Below are 20,667 nucleotides of genomic sequence, written 5' to 3'. Positions count from 1 at the left end.
GCTTAGAAAAAACGCCGTGTAGTGGTATCCTACGCGGCGTTTGTGTATTTAAAAGATGATTTGCGGGACGCTATCCATGTCTGAGACGAGATCAGGACAAAGTGAGGGAGCACGGCCCCGCCATATCGCCATCATTATGGATGGCAACGGGCGTTGGGCTGAGGCGAAGGGCCGACTGCGGGTCGTAGGCCACCGTGCCGGAGTCAAATCCGTGCGGGAAGTGGTACGCCTGTGTCGCGAGTCTGAGGTGGAAGCCCTGACCTTGTTTGCCTTCTCAAGCGAGAACTGGCAACGCCCTGCTCGGGAAGTGGCCCTGCTGATGCGCCTGTTTACCACCGTACTGCGTCGTGAAGTGAAGTTGCTTAAGAGCAACAATGTCCGTTTGCGCGTGATCGGTGATACCAGCGCCTTTGAGCCTAAACTGCAGCAACGGATCCGCGATGCCGAAGCGGCGACCGCCGACTGTGATGGCCTGATCTTGAACATCGCGGCCAATTATGGCGGCCGTTGGGATCTGGTGCAGGCGGCCCAAAAGGCGGCTTCATTGGTCGAGCAAGGTCACTGTCGTGCCGATGAGATCGATGAAGCCATGATGCGGCGTCTGCTGTGTTTGGCCGAACTGCCCGAGGTGGATCTGCTGATCCGTACCGGGGGCGAACAAAGGATCAGTAATTTCCTGTTGTGGCAGTGCGCCTACAGTGAACTTCACTTTACCGATGTGCTCTGGCCGGATTTCTCCGATCAGGCCTTCAACCAAGCGCTGGATGCCTATGCCAGTCGCCAGCGCCGGTTTGGGAAGACCGGTGCCCAGGTTAGTGTGTGATCCGGTTTGGGATCACAGGCAGGTTGTCAAAACAGGGCGCCTGCACTGACACTACAACACATCATGGAATCACGGCGGGTCCGAAACGCCCTACACTGTAACGGCGGGCCCCCTACCCAATTGAGAATGATCGAGGTTTTGTTTGCTTAAGCAACGTATTCTGACGGCACTGCTGCTGTTACCTGTGGCCCTGGCGGGGATCTTTATGCTGCCGCTGGCTGGATTTGCCATTGCTTTGGCGCTGGTTATTGTGCTGGCGGGACGGGAGTGGGGGGCCTTTGTGCTGCCCGGTATCGCCCAGGCAAAATGGGTGTATGGTGCGGCCATGGCCGTGTTGCTTGTCGCCCTGCTTTTGCTGGTTCCCAGCGAGATGGTTTGGGTAGGCACCCAGTTGCATCCACTCTATTTTGGCCTGTTGGCCCTTGGTGGGATCTGGTGGCTGCTGGCCTTGCTGCTGGTTCTGACTTTCCCGCACAGCAGTCGTTACTGGCAACAGAGTCCGGCACTCAAATCTCTGTTTGGCCAGCTGACTCTGCTGCCCTGTTTTGCCGCCCTGCTGGCGCTTAAGGGGATGCCTGCCGAACTGAGCGGCGGGATCGACGGTGCCTGGCTGGTCATGGCTGTGTTGCTGCTGGTTTGGGGGGCGGATACCGGTGCCTATTTCGTCGGTAAGTCCGTGGGCAAGAACAAGCTGATCCCGCAGGTAAGCCCGGGTAAGACCCGGGAAGGGCTGATGGGTGGCATGTTGGTGTGTATCGTGCTCAGCCTGGTGGGTTGGCAGATGCTGGAGTCCTTGAGCCTGGTAGAAGCCATTATCCTGGGAATGGTGACCGCTTTTGCCTCCGCCTTGGGCGATCTGGCAGAGAGCATGTTCAAGCGTGCGGCCAACATCAAGGACAGTGGTCGCCTGTTGCCCGGTCACGGTGGTGTGTTGGATCGCATCGACAGCGTGACGGCGGCAATGCCGGTCTTTGCCCTCCTCTACCTGCTGTTTGGGATGTAACGGATGCAAAATGTGGCGATCTTCGGTGCCACCGGCTCTATCGGCACCAGCACACTGGATGTGATGCGGCGGCACCCCGATCTCTATCGAGCCTGTGTGCTGACGGCACACAGTAACCATCAGGCGATGGCCAAGCTGTGCCTGGACTTGGCACCGGATCATGCGGTGATGGTGGATGAGTCGGCGGCCCTGGCGCTGCGGGAAGCCCTGCATGGCAAGGTGTCAACCCAGGTGCATGCCGGAGAAGCCGCCCTGGTGGAGATGGCCTCGCTGCCCGAGGTGGATACCGTCATGGCGGCCATTGTGGGTGCAGCAGGTTTGGCCTCGACCCTGGCCGCGGTCAAACTGGGTAAACGGATCCTGTTGGCCAATAAGGAGGCCCTGGTGGTTTCCGGTCAGCTGTTTATGGATGCGGTTGCAAGGAGTGGTGCCACCCTGTTGCCGGTGGACTCTGAACATAATGCTATCTTTCAGAGTCTGCCCGAGTCGGTACAGCAGAACCTGGGGCACTGTGATCTGGCTGGCCACGGGATCTCCCATCTGCTACTGACGGGATCTGGCGGGCCGTTTCGTACTCGGGATCTGAGCAGTTTCGATACCATTACTCCGGAGCAGGCCTGCGCCCATCCCAATTGGTCCATGGGGCGTAAGATCTCCGTCGATTCCGCCACCATGATGAACAAGGGGCTGGAGTATGTGGAAGCGCGCTGGCTGTTCAATGCCAGCGCCGAGCAGATCCAGGTGGTGATCCATCCGCAAAGCGTGATCCACTCCATGGTGCAGTACAAAGACGGCTCGGTATTGGCCCAGATGGGACAGCCGGATATGCGAACGCCGATTGCCCATTCACTCTCCTATCCACAGCGGATCCAGGCTGGCGTGGAACCTCTGGACTTTTTCAAGGTCGGACAGTTGAGCTTCGAAGCACCGGATCTGCGCCGTTACCCCTGCCTGGAGCTGGCCATTGCAGCCTGCCATCAGGGTCAGGAGGCCACCACAGTGCTTAATGCGGCCAATGAGATAGCGGTCGAGGCATTTCTCTCTCGACGCATCGGCTTTAGTGACATTGCCCGGGTAAACGGGTACTGTCTGGACCACGCGGACTTGTCCGCCAGGACGGCACTGGATGCCTTGTCCGATCTGGATACCCAGGCTCGAACGCTCGCCAGCGATTGGGTCAAGCGAGGACGTTAATGCTTGGATTTTTGTGGAACCTGGGGGCCTTTCTGGTTGCCCTGGGGCTCCTGGTTACCGTACATGAGTTTGGTCACTTCTGGGTGGCCAGGCGCTGTGGCGTCAAGGTAGAACGTTTCTCTATCGGCTTTGGTAAGCCGATCTGGCGACGTGTCGGGGCCGATGGTACCGAATATGTGATCGCCATGATCCCCCTGGGGGGCTACGTTAAGATGCTTGACGGGCGGGTGGACGATCTGCCTGCCGGCATGGAAGAGCAGGCCTTCGATCGCAAGCCGGTTGGGCAACGTATCGCCGTGGTGGCGGCGGGTCCACTGGCCAACTTTGCTTTGGCCATTGTCCTCTTTTATGTGATGTTTCTGGCCGGGGTTCCCTCGGTTAAGCCTGTCATGTCGACGCCTCAGGTTGATTCTATTGCCGCCAAGGCCGGGTTGCCTGGTGGCGCGGTGATCACCTCGGTCAATGGTCGGGAGACGCTGGACTGGGAAGCGTTGAATTTTGCCCTGGCGGCCGAGATTGGCGCCGAGCGGATCCCCCTGACCTATGAACTACAGGGCCGTGCCTCCCAGTTGGTCCTGGACACTCAGGATTGGCAGGTCGATCCCGACAAGGAACCCCTGACGACCAGTCTCGGATTGAATTTGTGGACGCCCAAGATCACCACCCAATTGGCCTATGTCGATGAGGAAGGGGCTGGCTACGCTGCCGGCTTGCGGGTGGATGATCGCATCACCCAAGTGGATGGCGTCGCACTGGAGTGGGATGACTTTGTCAGCAAAGTTTCCGGCTCGCCGGAACAAGCTTTGGAGTTTGAGGTCGAACGCAACGGAGAGCGTTTGCAACTGGTGGTGACACCACGCAGCGTGCTGGAAGAGGGGCAACTGGTGGGCAAGCTTGGGGTGGCACCGCTCCGGGAGCCTTGGCCTGAGGCCTACAGGGTTGAGCTGCATTACGGTGTGGGTGAATCTCTGGTGCGGGCTGTGAGCCGCACCTGGGAGTTGACCACCCTGACCCTGGGAACCTTTGGTAAGCTGATCACGGGTGACCTCTCTTTCAACAACCTTGGGGGGCCTATTGCCATCGCCCAGGGGGCCGGGGCCAGTGCCGGGGTCGGCCTGGTCTATTTTCTCGGGTTTTTGGCCTTACTCAGTGTCAATTTGGGGATCATCAACCTGTTTCCGCTTCCGGTACTTGATGGTGGTCACTTACTCTATTACTTTATTGAACTTTTCACCGGTAAACCCGTGCCTGAAAAGGCACAAGAGATCGGTTTCCGGATCGGCTCGGCGCTGCTTCTGTTGTTGATGTCCATCGCCATTGTCAACGATGTTGCCCGACTTTAGGGACTTCAGGGAAAAACAAAAAATCGCGTCTATGAGACTAAATAAAATCATGGCGTCGATGCTGCTTGTCGGGGCGACCTTTAGTGGGGTAAGCCAGGCGGCAGGCTTCGAGCCTTTTGTCGTAGAAGACATCAAAATTGAGGGATTGCAGCGGGTTGCTTTAGGGGCCGCGTTGTTGAATTTGCCCGTGAAGGTCGGAGACGAGCTCAATGCCGTTTCTCTGCAGCAGGCGATCAAATCTCTGTACCGCTCCTCCAACTTTGATGACGTCCAGGTACACAGGGACGGTGGAACCCTGATGGTGACGGTGCGCGAGCGCCCGACCATCTCCAACATCGTGCTCGATGGCAACAAGGACATCAAAGACGAACAGCTGCAGGAGAGCCTTAACAGCTCCGGCGTTAAGGTGGGCGAACCCCTGGATCGCACCCTGCTGACCGAGATCGAAAAGGGTCTGCAGGACTTCTACTATGGCGTTGGGAAATACAACGCCAAGGTCGAGGCCCAGATCGTCAACCTTCCCCGTAACCGGGTGGAGCTGAAGCTCCAGTTCAAGGAGGGCGATGCGGCCGATATCCAGCAGATCAACATTGTCGGTAATACGGTGTTTCCGGACGACGAATTGATCGGCCGTCTCGAGCTGAAAGATTACAAGGCCTGGTGGGATCTGTTTGGGGATCGTCGTTACCAGAAACAGAAGCTGGAAGGGGACCTGGAAACCCTGACCTCCTACTATCAGGATCGCGGCTACATCCGCTTCCGGGTGGACTCCACTCAGGTGGCCATGACCCCGGATAAGAAGGGGCTGTACGTTACGGTGAACATTGATGAAGGTGAGCAATACACCATCAAGGATGTGAACCTGACCGGTGAACTGCTGGACAAACGTGAGATCCTGGAGCGTCTGGTGCCGTTAAAGGAGGGTGCCCTCTACAATGGTGCCCAGGTGACCTTCTCCGAGGAGATGATCAGCACCTTCCTGGGCCGTTTTGGCTATGCCTACCCACAAGTTACGACCTACCCCGACATCAACGATGAGACCAACGAGGTGACCCTCAACATCAATGTCGATCCGGGCAAGCGTATCTATGTACGCAAGGTAGACTTCAGCGGTAACCATGTGACCAAAGATCAGGTCCTGCGTCGAGAGATGCGCCAAATGGAGGGGACCTGGCTCAACAGCCGTAACGTCGAGCTCTCCAAGGAGCGTCTCAACCGGTTGGGTTTCTTTGAAACCGTCGAGTCTACGACGACACCGGTACCTGGCTCGGATGACTTGGTGGATGTGGCCTACCAGGTGAAAGAGCAGCCTTCCGGCTCCTTTACCTTTGGTGTGGGGTACGGTACCGAAAGCAAGCTGAGTCTGCAGTTGGGCCTGTCTCAGTCCAACTTCCTGGGCAGTGGTAACAATGTTGGCATCAACGTTAATACCAACTCCTATTCCAAGAACGTTAACCTCTCTTACCATGATCCCTACTTTACCAAGCATGGGGTGAGCGCCGGTGGCAGCGTCTACTGGTCGGCCTTTGATGCGGATCAGTACTACCTGGAATCCTATAAGAACGATTCCTACGGGGTGGCGTTCGATCTCTCCTGGCCGCTGAATGAATACAACCGCCTTGGCGTCGGTGTCGGTTACCGCCACAACGAACTGTCCGAAGTGTCTCCATATCAGCAGGTTCTGAAGTTTCAGAATATCTATGGCGGCAACGGGGCGGATACCCTGGCGTTCGATAATTTCGAGTTCAATGCCAACTGGAGTCGCAGCACCTTGAACCGGGGAATGTTCCCCACCGCAGGGAATAACCAGAGGTTGAGCGGCAAGACCACGGTACCGGGCAGTGACAACCAGTACTTCAAGCTGAATTTCGATACCAGTTTCTATATGCCGCTGAGTAATAACCATCGCTGGGTGTTCCTGACCCGAGGGCGACTGGGTTATGGCAATGGCTACGGCACCTACGATAACAATGGGGTTGAACACGATCAGATCATGCCGTTTTGGGAGAACTTCTACGCCGGTGGCTCCACCATCCTGCGTGGTTTCCGCACCAACTCGGTGGGCCCTCGAGCCTTCTATCTGGTGAGTGATGATCTTCCCTGTATTCCTCTGCCGGGCGATATTGGCGGATGTGGCTTGCCCGGAAACCCGGACACCATCTCGGTGGATAATGCTCGCTCCGTGGGGGGCAACGCCATTGGCACCCTGAGTGCCGAGTTGATCGTGCCGACGCCATTCTTGGATGAGGCCTATGCCAACACGGTACGCACCTCCTTCTTCGTGGATGCCGGTAATGTTTGGGACACGGAGTTTGATTACGATTTCTATCGGTTCCTGCCGGAAAACCAATTTGATAAGCTGCAGGATTACTCCGATCCAGGACGATTCCGTGCCTCTTACGGCCTGTCGATCCAGTGGATCTCGCCGATGGGCCCTATGGTCTTCAGCCTGGCCTGGCCGCTCAAGGAGTACGATGGTGACCGGACTGAAGTCTTTACCTTTAATATCGGCCGGACTTTCTGATCGAACGCCGTCCGTCTGAACAAAAATGAATTGCAATAGGAGCAAGACCTTGAAAAAAGTAATCGCGACTGCCGCTTTGTTGCTGGCGACCCTGGTACCCGCAGCCCACGCAGCGCAAAAAATTGCCGTGATCGACATGGGCGCCGTCCTGGCTCAACACCCTGAGCGCGAAGCGATTGGCCAGCGCATGGAGCAGGACTTTGCCGAGCGCATCGCTTCCGTCCAGAAACTGCAGCAGGAGTTGCAGGAACTGGCCGAGAAGATGCAAAGAGATGCGGCCCTGATGACCGATGCACAGAAGACCGAAATGGAGCGTAAGGGTCAGTCCCTGCAGGCTGATCTGCAGCTGAAGGGGCAGGCGCTGGAAGAGGATATGCAGAAGCGTCAGAACGACGAACAGCGTAACATTCTGATGCAGGTGCAAAATGCGATCAATGCCGTGGCCGAAGCCGACGGTTACGACATTATCCTGGAAGCCCGTAGCGTGGTGTTTGCCGATGAAGCGCATAACATCTCTGCTAAAGTTCTTGAAGCAGTGACCAAAGGCAACTAATTCATGAGCATGACCCTGGCAACGTTGGCGGACGCCTTGAGCGCCCGCCTGCAGGGCAATGGCGACACCCTCATCGAGGGTGTCGCGACGTTAGAACAAGCCCAAACGCATCACATCGCTTTCCTGGCCAACAGCAAATATCGTAGCCAATTGGGCCAGTCTCAGGCCGGAGCCGTGATCCTGTCTGAGCAGGATGCTGAAGGCTACGACGGCAATGCCCTGATCATGGACAACCCCTATATGGGATTTGCCCTGGTTGCTCGCCTGCTGGATACCACACCGGCCACCGCTGAGGGGGTCCACCCCAGTGCAGTGATCCATGAGTCCGCCCAGTTGGGGGACAACGTCAGTATCGGTGCCAATGCGGTGATCGAGGCGGGAGCCGTGATCGGTGATAACGTGCAGATCGGTTCAGGTTGTGTTGTCGGCCTGGGTGTTAGCATCGGTGCCAACTGCCGCTTGTGGGCCAATGTTACTCTCTACCATGGCGTTGTGTTGGGCCAGGATTGCATCCTGCACTCCGGTGCCGTTATTGGTTCCGATGGCTTCGGTTATGCCAATGATAAGGGGCGCTGGGTCAAGATCCCCCAGGTGGGCCGTGTGGTCATTGGCGATGGCGCCGAGATCGGTGCCAATACCTGTGTCGATCGCGGGGCGCTGGATGACACCATCATCGAGGATGGCGTGATCCTCGACAACCTGGTGCAGATTGGCCACAACGTCGTGGTGGGTGCGCATACCGCTATTGCCGGTGCCACCGTGATCGCGGGCAGTACCAAGGTAGGTAAGTACTGCATCATGGGGGGCAACAGTGCCGTTGCTGGCCATATCGAGATCGCCGATGGCACCCATATCTCCGGCATGTCCGGCGTGACCGGCAGCCTAAAAAACAAGGGGCTTTATGCCTCAACCCCGCCATTGCAGGAAGCCAAGCAGTGGCGCAAGAACAGTGTGCGAGTGCGTCAACTTGACGACATGTACCGTCGCCTTCGCACTTTAGAAAAACAGCTGGCTAAGCAGGCCAGCGAAGATGATTGATTGATGCCTGAGGTAACCGCTTTGTCAGAGCAACTGAACACCATGGAGATCCGGGAGATCCTGGACTACCTGCCACACCGCCACCCCTTTGTCCTGGTGGACCGCGTGCTGGACTATACCCCGGGCGAAAAACTGACAGCGTTGAAGAATGTGTCCTACAACGAACCCTTCTTCCCGGGGCACTTCCCAAATATGCCGGTGATGCCGGGTGTATTGATCCTGGAAGCCTTGGCGCAAGCGTCGGCCATTTTGGCGTTTAAAACCCATGGCAAGTCCGACAACAGCCTGTACCTGTTCGCCGGGATCGATAATGCCCGTTTCAAATCTCCAGTAGTACCCGGGGATACCCTGGTGCTGGAAGTCGAAGCGGTGAAAGAACGCCGTGGTATTGGCTTCTTTGCTGCCCGTGCTTTGGTGGATGGCAAGGTGGTTTGCAGTGCCGATCTGATGTGTGCCAAACGAGAGATCTGACGACGTGATTGATGCCAATGCTGTGATCCACCCGGATGCCAAGCTGGGAAACAACGTGACGGTTGGGCCCTTTTCCTACATCGGTGCCGATGTCGAGATCGGGGACGATACCTGGATTGCCTCTCATGTGGTGATCAAGGGCCCCTGTAAAATTGGCAAGGGCAACAAATTTTTCCAGTTCTCCTCCATCGGTGAGGAGTGCCAGGATAAAAAGTACAAGGGTGAACCCACTCGAGTTGAGATCGGTGACAACAACGTGTTTCGCGAGTGCTGTACCGTTCACCGGGGCACGGTACAGGATGAAGGTTTGACCAAGATCGGATCCGATAACCTGTTTATGGCCTACACCCATGTGGCCCATGACTGTGTTGTTGGCGACCATGTGATCCTGGCCAATAACGCCTCCATCGCAGGTCATGTGAAGGTGGATGATTATGCCATTCTTGGCGGCATGACCGGGGTTCACCAGTTTGTGCATATTGGCGCCCATGCCTTTACCGCAGGCTGCTCTTTGGTGCTGCAAGACGTGCCACCTTATGTGATGGTGTCCGGCCAGAGTGCGGCACCTCGGGCCATCAACAGTGAGGGTCTTAAGCGACGCAACTTCTCCAAGGAGGCCGTTTTAGCGGTTCGCCGGGCCTATAAGGTGCTGTACCGCAGCGGCCTGACCACGGCTGAGGCCTTGCCACAGCTCAAGGCGATGGCGGCCGAGCATCCGGAAGTCTCCCTAATGGCTGATTTCGTTGAGCAATCCAGTCGTGGGATCGTGCGTTAAGGTGGATGGTCTGCCACTGGCTAAGCGCCCATTGACCATTGCCATCGTCGCCGGAGAGATCTCCGGCGATATTTTAGGTGCCGGTTTGCTCAAGGCGATCCGTGCCCGCTACCCGGATGCCCAGTTGGTGGGGATCGGCGGTCCCCTGATGATCGAGCAGGGGCTCGATTCCTGGTTCCCCATGGAGGAACTGGCGGTGATGGGCCTGGTGGAGGTACTGGGCCGTTTGCCCCGGCTGCTGTCGATCAAGAAACAACTGGTTGAGCGCCTGACGGCACTCAAGCCGGATGTCTTTGTCGGCGTTGATGCGCCGGACTTCAACTTGCGGGTGGAGAAGGATCTCAAAGACGCTGGCATTCCCACGGTGCATTATGTCAGTCCCTCGGTGTGGGCCTGGCGGCCGAAACGGATCTTTAAGATCGATGCGGCGACGGACCAGGTCTTGGCGTTGTTGCCGTTTGAGAAGGCTTTTTACGATCGTTACCAGGTCAGCTGTGAGTTCGTCGGCCATACCCTGGCTGATGAGATCCCCATGGTGAGCGATGCGAAGGCCGCTCGCCAGGCACTGGGGCTGGCAGCGGCAGGCAAGGTGCTGGCCATGCTGCCGGGCAGTCGCGGGGGGGAGATGAGCCGTATCGGCCCGGTCTTTCTCGAGGCGGCTGCCGAGCTCAAGCGGCGCCTGCCGGATCTGACCATAGTGGTGCCCCTGGCCAACGAGCACAGGCGCAGTCAGTGGCAGGCCTTGCTGGATGATATGAGTGAGCCGCCGGAGCTGGTGCTGGTGGATGGCCGCTCCCGGGAGGTGATGGCGGCGTCCGATGCGATCCTGCTGGCCTCCGGCACGGCGACCCTGGAAGCGATGCTGGTGAAACGGCCCATGGTGGTGGCCTACAAGGTGTCGACCCTGACCTATCATATTGCCAAGGCGATGATGTCGGTTGATCGGGTCGCACTGCCGAACCTGCTGTCCGGTGAAGATCTGGTGCCAGAGCTGCTGCAGTATGATTGCACCGTCGATAAGGTGGTGGCCGAGGTCGAACAGAAATTGACGTTGGATCCCAGCGCGCTGGTTGAGCGTTTCTCTCAGCTGCATGAGCAGATCCGCTGTAATGCATCCGAGCGTGCCGCCGACGCCGTCCTGGCTCTGTGCCCGGTAGACGCTGATCAGGCAGGGAGCAGTACCGATCCCAATGGCCAGGACGGCCTTGAATCTAAGAAAGGCGAAGCATGACTCAACTGATTGCCGGTGTCGACGAGGTGGGCCGTGGTCCCCTGGTTGGCGATGTGGTCACTGCGGCGGTGATCCTGGATCCCAATAATCCCATCGAGGGCTTGGCGGATTCGAAGAAGTTGTCGGAAAAAAAACGCAATGCGCTCTATGGAGAGATCCAGGAGAAGGCGCTGGCCTGGTGCGTGGCACGGGCCAGTGTCGCGGAGATCGACGAGCTGAATATCCTCCACGCCACCATGCTGGCGATGCAGCGCGCGGTCGCCGGGCTGGGGTTGACGCCGACCCTGGTTCGGGTGGATGGTAACCGTTGTCCCGATTTTGGTGGGATTGACGCCGAGGCGCTGATCAAGGGGGATGACAAGGAGCCGGCGATCAGCGCCGCTTCCATCCTGGCCAAGGTGGTGCGGGATGCCGAGATGGTGGCGCTGGATGGTCGTTACCCTCAGTATGGGTTTGCCAAACACAAGGGCTACCCCACCAAAGATCACCTGGCCGCCTTGGCTGAACACGGTGCCATTGCCGAGCATCGAACCAGCTTTAAGCCGGTGCGGCGGGCGCTGGGCCTGGAAGCTTAGCCGGCGATAGTGCCGTGATCTTGCTGCCTGACACAGGTACAAGTATCACATCGAATTGATTAAGGGCGCACTGCGCCCTTTGTTGCCTTCCCATGCCGGTGCTGGCTGGGGGGAACCAAAAGAGTTACTCATGACCGATCCGAAATTTGTTCACCTCAGGGTTCACTCCGACTTTTCCATGGTGGATGGCCTGATGAAGACAGGTCCCCTGGTTAAGGCGGTCGCCGAGCTGGGGATGCCAGCGGTGGCGCTGACCGATCAGACCAACCTCTGTGGCCTGGTTAAGTTTCTCGGTGGCGCCCATAAGAGCGGGATCAAGCCGATCATCGGGGCCGACTTCTGGATGCTGGTGCCCGAGCTGGGGGATGAGCAGTGCCGGATCACCGCCTTGGCCATGAACAATACCGGATACGCGAATCTTACCGAGCTGATCAGTGAGGCTTATCTTCGTGGCCATGTCGGCGGGCGGGCGGTGCTGGATAAAGCCTGGCTCGAGAAGTACAACGAAGGCTTGATCTTGCTCTCCGGCGGTCGCGAGGGGGACGTGGGTAAGCTGCTGGTGAAGGGCAACCATGCCCTGGCGAGAGAGATGCTGGGGTTCTATGAGACCCACTTTGCCGACCGCTACTACCTGGAGCTGATCCGCACCGGCCGCCCCGATGAGGAAACCTATCTCCATGAGGCCGTGGCCCTGGCCACCGAGCGGGATCTGCCTTTGGTGGCCACCAATGAGGTGGTGTTCAAGGAGGCAGAGGATTTCGATAACCACGAGATCCGGGTTTGTATCCACGATGGCTTTGCCCTGGATAATGCCAACCGACCACGGCGTTACTCCAATCAACAGTATCTACGCAGCGCCGAAGAGATGGAGATCCTCTTTGAGGACATCCCCGAGGCCTTGGAAAACAGCGTGGAGATCGCCAAGCGCTGCAACGTCAAGGTGCGTTTGGGCGAATACTTCCTGCCGGATTTCCCCACCGGGGATCTGAAGATCGAGGATTACCTGGTCAAGGTGTCGGAGGAGGGGCTGGAAGAGCGCCTCGAGTTCCTCTTCCCGGACGAGGCCAAACGGGCCGAGGTGCGGGGCGAGTACGACGAGCGCCTGAAGATCGAACTGGAAGTGATCAACAACATGGGATTCCCAGGTTACTTCTTGATCGTAATGGAGTTTATCCAGTGGTCCAAGGACAACAACATTCCGGTAGGACCCGGGCGGGGCTCGGGGGCCGGCTCTCTGGTGGCCTATGCACTGAAGATCACCGATCTGGATCCATTGGAATACGATCTGCTGTTCGAACGTTTCTTGAACCCGGAGCGGGTCTCCATGCCCGATTTCGATGTGGACTTCTGTATGGATCGGCGGGATGAGGTGATCGATCACACCGCCGAACTGTATGGCCGCGATGCGGTGTCTCAGATCATCACCTTCGGCACCATGGCGGCCAAGGCGGTGATCCGCGATGTGGGTCGGGTACTGGGTCATCCCTTTGGCTTCGTCGATCGGATCTCCAAGCTGGTGCCGGGGGATCCCGGTATGACCCTGGCAAAGGCCTTTGACGTTGAACCTCAGCTGCAGGAGAGCTATGACGGCGATGAGGAGGTCAAGGCGCTGATCGACATCTGTCGCAAGCTCGAGGGCACCACGCGAAACGCCGGCAAACACGCAGGGGGCGTGGTGATCGCGCCCACCAAGATCACCGACTTTGCCCCGCTCTATTGCGATGACGAAGGCAAGAACCCGGTGACCCAGTTCGATAAAAACGACGTGGAAACCGCCGGTCTGGTGAAGTTTGACTTCCTCGGGCTGCGAACCCTGACCATCATTCAGTGGGCACTGGATATGCTCAATCCGGCGCTGGAGAAGGCGGGCAAGAAGCCGGTGCGGATCGAGAGTATCAACCTGGTGGATCAGAAGTGTTTCGATCTGCTGCAGCGCTCGGAAACCACGGCGGTGTTCCAGCTCGAATCCCGCGGCATGAAAGAGCTGATCAGCCGGCTCAAGCCGGACTGCTTCGAGGACATGATCGCCCTGGTGGCCCTGTTCCGGCCGGGGCCGTTGCAGTCGGGCATGGTGGATAACTTTATCGACCGTAAACATGGCCGGGAGGAGGTCTCCTACCCGGATGCCACCTGGCAGCACGAATCTCTCAAGCCGATCCTGGAGCCGACTTACGGGATTATCCTCTATCAGGAGCAGGTGATGCAGATCGCCCAGGTCCTGTCCGGTTACACCCTTGGGGGCGCCGACATGTTGCGCCGGGCCATGGGTAAAAAGAAACCCGAGGAGATGGAGAAGCAGCGGGCCACCTTCGAGCAGGGGGCCGTCGATAACGGCATCGACGGCGAGTTGGCGATGAAGATCTTCGATCTGGTGGAAAAGTTTGCCGGGTACGGCTTTAACAAATCCCACTCCGCCGCCTACGCCCTGGTCTCCTATCAGACCCTGTGGATGAAGACTCACTACCCGGCCTATTTCATGGCGGCGGTGATGTCGGCAGATATGGACAACACCGATAAGGTGGTGACCCTGGTCGATGAGTGCAACCGCATGGGACTGCCGGTGCTGCCGCCGGATGTGAACCAGGGTCTGTATAAGTTCAACGTTAACGAGGCGGAGGAGATCGTTTACGGCATTGGTGCCATCAAGGGCGTGGGTGAAGGCCCGGTGGAGGAGATCCTGGCAGCCCGGGAGCAGGGCGGCAACTTCACCGATCTGTTCGACTTCTGCGATCGCGTTGATCTCAAGAAGGTGAACCGTCGCACCATCGAGAAGTTGATCCTGGCGGGTGCTCTGGACAATCTCGGGCCGCGCCTGCCCGATGGTGCGCCCCATCGAGCGACCTTGATGGCGACCCTGGGAGAGGCGATCAAGGCCGCAGCCCAGAACGCCCGTAATGCTGCCCAGGGTATGGATGACCTGTTTGGCTCTCTGACGCCCGATGCGGATGAGGCGCATCACTCCTTCGTTAAGGTGCCAGCCTGGCCGGACAAGCAATGGCTGGATGGAGAGAAGGAGACCCTGGGCCTCTATCTGACCGGTCATCCGATCAATCAATACCTTAAAGAGTTAAAGAAATTCACATCCAGCCGCCTTAAGGATGTAAGCCCCACGGGACGCGGCAAGAGTATTCGTGCCGCCGGTCTGGTGATCGCCTCGCGCATCATGATCACCAAGCGCGGCAGTAAGATGGGGATCTTCACCATCGACGATAAGTCCGGCCGCCTGGAAGTCATGTTATTCTCCGAAGGGGTGGAAAAATATCAGGATCTTATCGGAACAGACAATATTCTGGTGGTTGAGGGAGAGGTCAGCTTTGATCAGTTCAGCGGCGGCAATAAAATGTCTGCCAAAGAGGTGCTGGATATCGGCCAGGCGCGAGAGCGATATGCCAAAGCCCTGGTATTGAAACTGGATCAATCTAAGGCTCAGCCGGAGATTTTGGCTGAGCTGAAGTCGCTGATAGGTGAACACGGCAATGGTGGCTGCCCGGTACAGGTGCAGTATCAGCGACCGGGTGCACACGGTGTCTTCGAATTGGGTGATCGTTACCGGGTGGTGCCCGGCGATGACCTGCTGCAGGGGCTGGAGAAGCTGCTGGGGCAGGATCGGATCACATTAACATTTTAAAGGGGCAGGCCAGCCCCTAAGCTGCGAGTAGGAACATGAGTCTGGATTTTTTGGAATTTGAGCAGCCGATAGCTGAGCTGCAGGCGAAGATCGAGGAGTTGCGTAACGTCTCCGAGAACGGCGATCTGGATATGGATCTGGCCAAGGAGATCCAAGCACTGGAAGAGAAGCGCGAAGCGCTGACCCGCAAAGTGTTTTCCGATCTGGAGCCCTGGCAGGTATCGCAGATGGCTCGCCACCCGCAGCGTCCCTATACCCAGGACTACATCGATCTGCTGTTTACCGAGTTCGATGAGTTTGCCGGGGATCGCGCCTACGCCAACGATGAAGCCATTGTCGGCGGTACCGCCCGGTTCAACGGTCAGCCCGTAATGGTGCTCGGCCAGCAAAAAGGTCGCGATACCAAGGAGAAGATCCGTCGTAACTTCGGCATGCCGCGCCCGGAAGGTTATCGTAAGGCGCTGCGCCTGATGGAGATGGCCGAGCGCTTCAAGCTGCCGATCTTCACCTTTATCGACACCCCAGGGGCCTACCCGGGCGTCGGTGCCGAGGAGCGCGGTCAGTCCGAGGCGATCGCCAAGAACCTGCTGGTGATGTCCGGTTTGAAGGTGCCGACCATCTGTACCGTGATCGGTGAAGGTGGCTCTGGCGGCGCCCTGGCCATCGGCGTCGGTGATCGGGTGAACATGCTGCAGTATTCCACCTACTCGGTGATCTCACCGGAAGGCTGTGCCTCCATCCTGTGGAAGGACTCCGCCAAGGCGCCACTGGCTGCCGAGGCGATGGGGATCACCGCAGCCCGTCTGCACGAGCTGGGTCTGGTGGATAATGTCATCAGTGAGCCCATGGGGGGCGCGCACCGGGATCCTCAGGGGATGGCGGCAAATCTCAAGGCCCGCCTCGAGGATGACCTGGGCGTGCTACAGGGGATGGACATCGATACCCTGCTGGCCCAGCGCTATGAGCGCCTGATGGGTTACGGCTACTGCCGATGAGTAACGAAACAGCGCGGCTAGAGGCCGCGCTTTTTTCTGCCCTCGATACGGCATTCAATGGGAACCACGGCGTTCGAGTATGGTTAGCCTATTCGGGTGGGGTGGACTCTCAGTTGCTGGCGACCCTGCTGGTGCGTTGGCAGCACGCTCACCCTGAAAACTCCTGTCGACTGCTCCATGTGCATCACGGCTTGTCGGAGCGGGCCGATGAGTGGGTGGCACACTGTCACCGTAGCGCCGAGCGGCTGGGTTTGCCCCTGACCGTGGTGCGGGCGACCCTGGAGAGCGGCCCCAGGATCAGCATCGAAGCAGCGGCGCGCACCGCCCGCTACCGGATCTTTGCCCAGCATATGGGTCCAAAGGATCTGCTTTTGACCGGGCACCATCTGGATGATCAGGCGGAGACCCTGCTGCTGGCGCTTAAGCGGGGCAGCGGGCCCAAGGGGCTCTCTGCCATGCCCAGCGCCACGCCTTTTGCAACCGGTACCCTGCTGCGCCCCTGGCTCGGCTTCGAACGCGCCGAGATCGAGGCGGCGGCACACGCCCTGGCGTTGGAGCATGTCGAGGATGAGAGCAATCGGGATCCCCGTTTCGATCGCAATTTTCTGCGCCATCAAGTATTGCCCCAGTTACAGGCGCGATGGCCCGGTTTTAAGGCCAATGTGGCCCGCAGTGCCGAGCTGTGTGCCGAGCAGCAGCAGTTGTGTGATGAGCTGGCACAAACGGATCTGAGCCGGGCTCGGTTGCCCTGTGGTGGCCTGAGTGTGAGTGCGAGTGCCTCCCTGAGCCTGGCCCGGCGCAACAACCTGTTGCGTTTCTGGTTGGCCAGCCAGGGGGCCCTGATGCCCAGCCGGGCCCAGCTGGTACAGATGGCCCAGCTGTGGAGTGCCCGGGAAGATGGGGCACCGCAGATCGACTGGGCCTCTCATCGTCTGCGGCGTTACCGGGATGGGATCTATCTGCTGGCGGCGCAGCGTCCCGGGTTACCGCCCCGGGAGGAGTGGGGCGCTCAACCATTGGCCAACGGCGAGCATTGGCAAATGCGAACGTGTCAGCAGGGCCCCAGGATCGCATTGCCCGAACCCGGGCAGAGGGTATGGGTGCGCTATGGTTTGCCCGGCAGTACGCGGTTGCAACCGGCCGGGCGCAGCGGGTCGCGCAGTTTGAAGAAGTTGTGGCAGGAATACGGGATCCCGCCCTGGCAGCGGGATCGGGTTGCGCTGCTTTGTTACGATGACACCGTCGTCGCAGCATTGGGGCTGTGGCTGGAGCAGTCGGCGGTGACGGAGCAGGGCGTGGGCTGGTTGCCTGAGCGCATTGATGATCAAGGAAGAGGATCCCTGAATGCTGGATAGCTGGTTAGGTTTGGGGTTGTTGCTGGCGGTGATGGCCATTGTGGCTCTGTGGGTCACGCGGCGGCTGGGCCTGCCGGTGATCCTGGCCTGGTTGGGCCTGGGCTTGCTGGCTGGTCCCCAGGGGCTGGCTTGGTTGACGACGGATCAGATCCACCTGGTGGCTGAGCTTGGGATCGTATTTTTGATGTTTTCCCTGGGCCTGGAGTTCTCCCTGCCCAGGCTCTGGGCGATGCGCAGCCGGGTATTTGGTCTAGGATCGGCCCAGGTGTTGATCACAGGGACATTGGCGGGCCTTATCGCCCTGGCACTGGGGGTTGAACTGCGCGCTGCCATCGTGGTGGGGGCTGCCATTGCCCTCTCATCGACGGCCATCGTCCTGAAACAACTGGATGAGTTGGGTTGGCTTAACCGCCGCCATGGGGAGCTCTCGGTTTCCGTTTTGCTGTTTCAGGATCTCGCGGTGATCCCCCTGCTGATCGCCATCCCTTTGCTGGGTTCGGACAAGGAGGGCGGTGCCCTGCTGCTGGAGCTGGGCTGGGCCCTGTTCAAAGCCGGGGCGGTGTTTACCGCCCTGTTGTGGGCCGGTGGCTACCTGCTGCCCAGGATCTTCGATCAGATCGCCAGCACTCGCTCCGATGAACTGTTTGTGCTGACCACTCTGGTGGTGGCCCTGTCCACCGGTTTTATCACCCTGTGGCTCGGTCTTTCCATGGCACTGGGCGCATTTCTGGCAGGCATGCTGTTGGGGGAGAGTCAGTATCGCCAGCAGCTGGAGGCAGATATTCGACCGTTTCGCGATCTACTGATGGGGGTCTTTTTTGTCTCCGTGGGGATGTTGCTGGATCTCTCTCTGGTGGCCCAACACTGGGGGCTGCTGCTGATCTTGTTGCCGTGCATTATGCTCGCCAAGGCGGTGCTGGTAGCACTGATGGCGATGTGGATCGGTGAGAAGAGTAAGGATGCGCTGGCCACCGGGTTTTGCCTGGCCCAGATCGGCGAGTTCAGTTTTATCCTGATCGGCCTGGCACTGACCTGGCAGGTGCTGGATCCCACGCTGGCCAATTTGCTGGTGGTGGTGGGGGTGCTCTCCATGGCGTTGGCTCCGACCCTGATCAATCGCTGCATCGATCTGGCCAAGGGCGTGCTCGGTGGGGGGGAGCGCATGACGGGCAATGGCCAGGTGCACGAGCCGACCACCCTGGGGGATCACGTCCTGCTGCTGGGCTATGGTCGGGTGGGGCAGACCCTGGCCCGTTTCCTGCGGCGGGAGGGGATCGCCTACCAGGCGGTGGATCTGGATCCGGTACGGGTGCGAGAAGCCCGGGGCGGGGGAGAGCCCGTGATCTTTGGTGACGGGCGCCGGGGGGAGATCCTTAAGGATGCCGGGATCCTAAGGGCCAAGATGGCGGTGATCACCTATGACAACCGTCGCACCATCTTCAACCAGCTCGATTGCATTCGAAACCTGGCACCGGACCTGCCGGTGCTGGTGCGTACCCGGGATGACACCACGCTTGAGGCGTTGCGCAGTGCCGGTGCAGATCAGGTGATCCCCGAATCTCTGGAGGGCAGCCTGATGCTGGTCTCTCAGGTGCTGCATCGACTCAATGTTCCCCTGCCCATTATCCTCAAGCGGTTGGAGCGGGAGCGTCGCCGCCACTACCGGACGCTGCATGGCTTCTTCAGTGGAGAAGAGTTCACACCGGAGCAGTTGCATGCCGTGGTCCTGACCACCGAAGCCTGGGCCGTGGGACGCCCCCTACAGCAGATCTCCCTGGGCCACTGGCAGATCAGCATCGAAGCGGTGCGCCGGGATGAGCACCGCCTGGAGTTGAGTGAGGAGCTGCAGTTACGGGCCGGTGATGTGCTGCTGTTACAGGGGCCGCCGACTAAAATGGAGCGGGCGGAGCGGCGTCTCCTAGAAGGAGATTGAAGGCGTAGGGCGATGGCGTCGGAGCATCGCCTAGTTCAGCCTAAAGAAGTGCAAGAGTTCGCCCTGACGTGCCAGGGTGTCCTGATAACCCAGTTCGATCAGCTCCTGGCAGTAGCTGGACTCAAACATCATGTAGCTGAGCAGGCTGGACTCGCTCTCCCCATCGACCCCAATCCCCTTCATCATCCAGCGCACCGCCAGAGGCAGTTGGGCATAGTGCCGACGGGCGATGACATCAATATCCTTGGAAGGCTTGAGCACCAGGGTCTCGATCAGTTTCAAGGGTTGACTGCGACGCTGTTTTTCCGGGATCAGGGTCAGGCTGCGGTTGATCCGCTCCAGCCGTTCCAGATCGGAATTGAGGGTATCGGAAAAGATGGTATCGAGCATATGACCCGCTAGATCGCTGCTGTCCGGGGCACGACGTCGTACCTCCAGGGGCAAGGTCCGGTGCGGGCTGTCCAGATTGATCACCAGGATCTTCTCCGCCCCCAGATGAATGGGGGGACTCAAGGGAGACATCTGCAGCACCGAGCCATCACCATAATGGTCGTTGGCCAGGCGAACCGAGGGGAAGATAAAGGGAATGGCGGAGGAGGCGAGCAGGTGATCGATGCTGAGCTGACAGGGTTGACCAAAGCGTCGGGCGCGTTGCCAGGGCACGATGGCAGGCATTCCCTGGTAGAAACTCACGGAGCTGGGCTGGTAGTAGCGGGTAGCGGAGACCGTGATGGCCCTCAGGTAGCCCTGCTCGATGTGATTGTCGATCCGCTCCAGGGGAATGATCGTCTCTAGTAGCTGCCTCAACGGACGGTTATCAAACAGGCTGGGTGGCTGCTGCGGGTGCCGCCGGACCAGGCGTAACAGCTGGCGGCTGATCCCGCCGGGATCGGCCCGGTAAACCTGCTCGGTGCGAAAGTGGCGCCAGATATATTCAAGCTTGCGGACGCCAAGGTGAAAACAGCTGGCGTAGCAGGCCAGAGAAGCGGCGTTGATGGCACCGGCCGATGTGCCACAGAGGATGGGGAAGGGTAGCCCGTGGTTGCGCGGATAGAAACGGGCCACCGCTTTCAATACACCAACCTGGTAGGCGGCGCGGGCCCCACCGCCGCTCAGTTGCAGGCCAAACCGGTTGCGCTCCTGTTGCTCCATGGTTCTCTGTGCTCCTGCTCAAGCAACTGATTTTCTTTGAGTATGGGCAAGTTCCACGCAGAAGAAAAGAGAAC

General features: G+C 58.9%; 16 protein-coding genes. 15 read left to right on the top strand and 1 reads right to left on the bottom strand.

The genetic code is table 11. The features are described 5' to 3' along the window. Positions 1-76 precede the first annotated feature (76 nt). The 15 genes from uppS (at position 77) to AC2D8U_RS08670 (ending at position 19,441) form a co-directional block, all read left to right on the top strand. Positions 77-823 (top strand): polyprenyl diphosphate synthase, encoded by a 747-nt coding sequence (gene uppS, locus AC2D8U_RS08740; protein ID WP_484618653.1) that lies wholly within the window; start codon positions 77-79, stop codon positions 821-823. A 142-nt stretch (positions 824-965) separates the two neighbouring features. After that, positions 966-1,826 carry a CDP-archaeol synthase gene (locus AC2D8U_RS08735; protein WP_484618652.1) on the top strand — a complete coding sequence of 287 codons (861 nt, stop codon included), beginning with the start codon at positions 966-968 and terminating at the stop codon, positions 1,824-1,826. A 3-nt stretch (positions 1,827-1,829) separates the two neighbouring features. After that, the gene (ispC, locus tag AC2D8U_RS08730; RefSeq protein WP_484618651.1) at positions 1,830-3,020 is read left to right on the top strand and encodes a 1-deoxy-D-xylulose-5-phosphate reductoisomerase; all 1,191 of its coding nucleotides are present in this window, start codon (positions 1,830-1,832) and stop codon (positions 3,018-3,020) included. After that, positions 3,020-4,363, top strand: coding sequence for a sigma E protease regulator RseP (gene rseP / locus AC2D8U_RS08725; RefSeq protein ID WP_484618650.1), 1,344 nt, complete (start codon positions 3,020-3,022; stop codon positions 4,361-4,363). Before ispC ends, rseP begins: the two co-directional genes overlap by 1 nt. A gap of 31 nt (positions 4,364-4,394) precedes the next feature. Further along, on the top strand, positions 4,395-6,887 hold the full coding sequence (gene bamA / locus AC2D8U_RS08720) for an outer membrane protein assembly factor BamA (RefSeq protein WP_484618649.1): 2,493 nt from the start codon (positions 4,395-4,397) through the stop codon (positions 6,885-6,887). A gap of 49 nt (positions 6,888-6,936) precedes the next feature. Next, positions 6,937-7,440 carry an OmpH/Skp family outer membrane protein gene (locus AC2D8U_RS08715; protein ID WP_484618648.1) on the top strand — a complete coding sequence of 168 codons (504 nt, stop codon included), beginning with the start codon at positions 6,937-6,939 and terminating at the stop codon, positions 7,438-7,440. Between the two features lie 3 nt (positions 7,441-7,443). After that, on the top strand, positions 7,444-8,478 hold the full coding sequence (gene lpxD, locus AC2D8U_RS08710; protein WP_484618647.1) for a UDP-3-O-(3-hydroxymyristoyl)glucosamine N-acyltransferase: 1,035 nt from the start codon (positions 7,444-7,446) through the stop codon (positions 8,476-8,478). A gap of 21 nt (positions 8,479-8,499) precedes the next feature. Next, on the top strand, positions 8,500-8,949 hold the full coding sequence (gene fabZ, locus AC2D8U_RS08705) for a 3-hydroxyacyl-ACP dehydratase FabZ (protein ID WP_484618993.1): 450 nt from the start codon (positions 8,500-8,502) through the stop codon (positions 8,947-8,949). Positions 8,950-8,953: 4 nt separating this feature from the next. Further along, positions 8,954-9,724, top strand: coding sequence for an acyl-ACP--UDP-N-acetylglucosamine O-acyltransferase (gene lpxA / locus AC2D8U_RS08700; protein WP_484618646.1), 771 nt, complete (start codon positions 8,954-8,956; stop codon positions 9,722-9,724). Continuing rightward, positions 9,708-10,955: a lipid-A-disaccharide synthase gene (lpxB, locus tag AC2D8U_RS08695; protein WP_484618645.1), complete on the top strand. Its 1,248-nt coding sequence runs from the start codon at positions 9,708-9,710 to the stop codon at positions 10,953-10,955. Before lpxA ends, lpxB begins: the two co-directional genes overlap by 17 nt. Next, complete coding sequence (gene rnhB, locus AC2D8U_RS08690; RefSeq protein WP_484618644.1) at positions 10,952-11,530, top strand: ribonuclease HII; 579 nt, start codon at positions 10,952-10,954, stop codon at positions 11,528-11,530. Before lpxB ends, rnhB begins: the two co-directional genes overlap by 4 nt. 130 nt (positions 11,531-11,660) lie before the next feature. Further along, positions 11,661-15,158 (top strand): DNA polymerase III subunit alpha, encoded by a 3,498-nt coding sequence (gene dnaE, locus AC2D8U_RS08685; RefSeq protein WP_484618643.1) that lies wholly within the window; start codon positions 11,661-11,663, stop codon positions 15,156-15,158. Positions 15,159-15,193: 35 nt separating this feature from the next. Next, the gene (gene accA / locus AC2D8U_RS08680) at positions 15,194-16,153 is read left to right on the top strand and encodes an acetyl-CoA carboxylase carboxyl transferase subunit alpha (RefSeq protein ID WP_484618642.1); all 960 of its coding nucleotides are present in this window, start codon (positions 15,194-15,196) and stop codon (positions 16,151-16,153) included. Continuing rightward, complete coding sequence (tilS, locus tag AC2D8U_RS08675; RefSeq protein ID WP_484618641.1) at positions 16,150-17,508, top strand: tRNA lysidine(34) synthetase TilS; 1,359 nt, start codon at positions 16,150-16,152, stop codon at positions 17,506-17,508. Before accA ends, tilS begins: the two co-directional genes overlap by 4 nt. After that, on the top strand, positions 17,498-19,441 hold the full coding sequence (locus AC2D8U_RS08670; protein WP_484618640.1) for a cation:proton antiporter domain-containing protein: 1,944 nt from the start codon (positions 17,498-17,500) through the stop codon (positions 19,439-19,441). The genes tilS and AC2D8U_RS08670 overlap by 11 nt, the downstream gene beginning before the upstream one ends. A 30-nt stretch (positions 19,442-19,471) precedes the next feature. On the opposite strand, the gene AC2D8U_RS08665 is transcribed toward AC2D8U_RS08670, so the two are convergent. Continuing rightward, positions 19,472-20,593 carry a patatin-like phospholipase family protein gene (locus AC2D8U_RS08665; RefSeq protein WP_484618639.1) on the bottom strand — a complete coding sequence of 374 codons (1,122 nt, stop codon included), beginning with the start codon at positions 20,591-20,593 and terminating at the stop codon, positions 19,472-19,474. Between the last annotated feature and the right edge of the window lie 74 nt (positions 20,594-20,667).

It is taken from the genome of Ferrimonas sp. YIN67, assembly GCF_057219095.1.
This window is presented reverse-complemented; position numbering and strand designations above follow the sequence as displayed.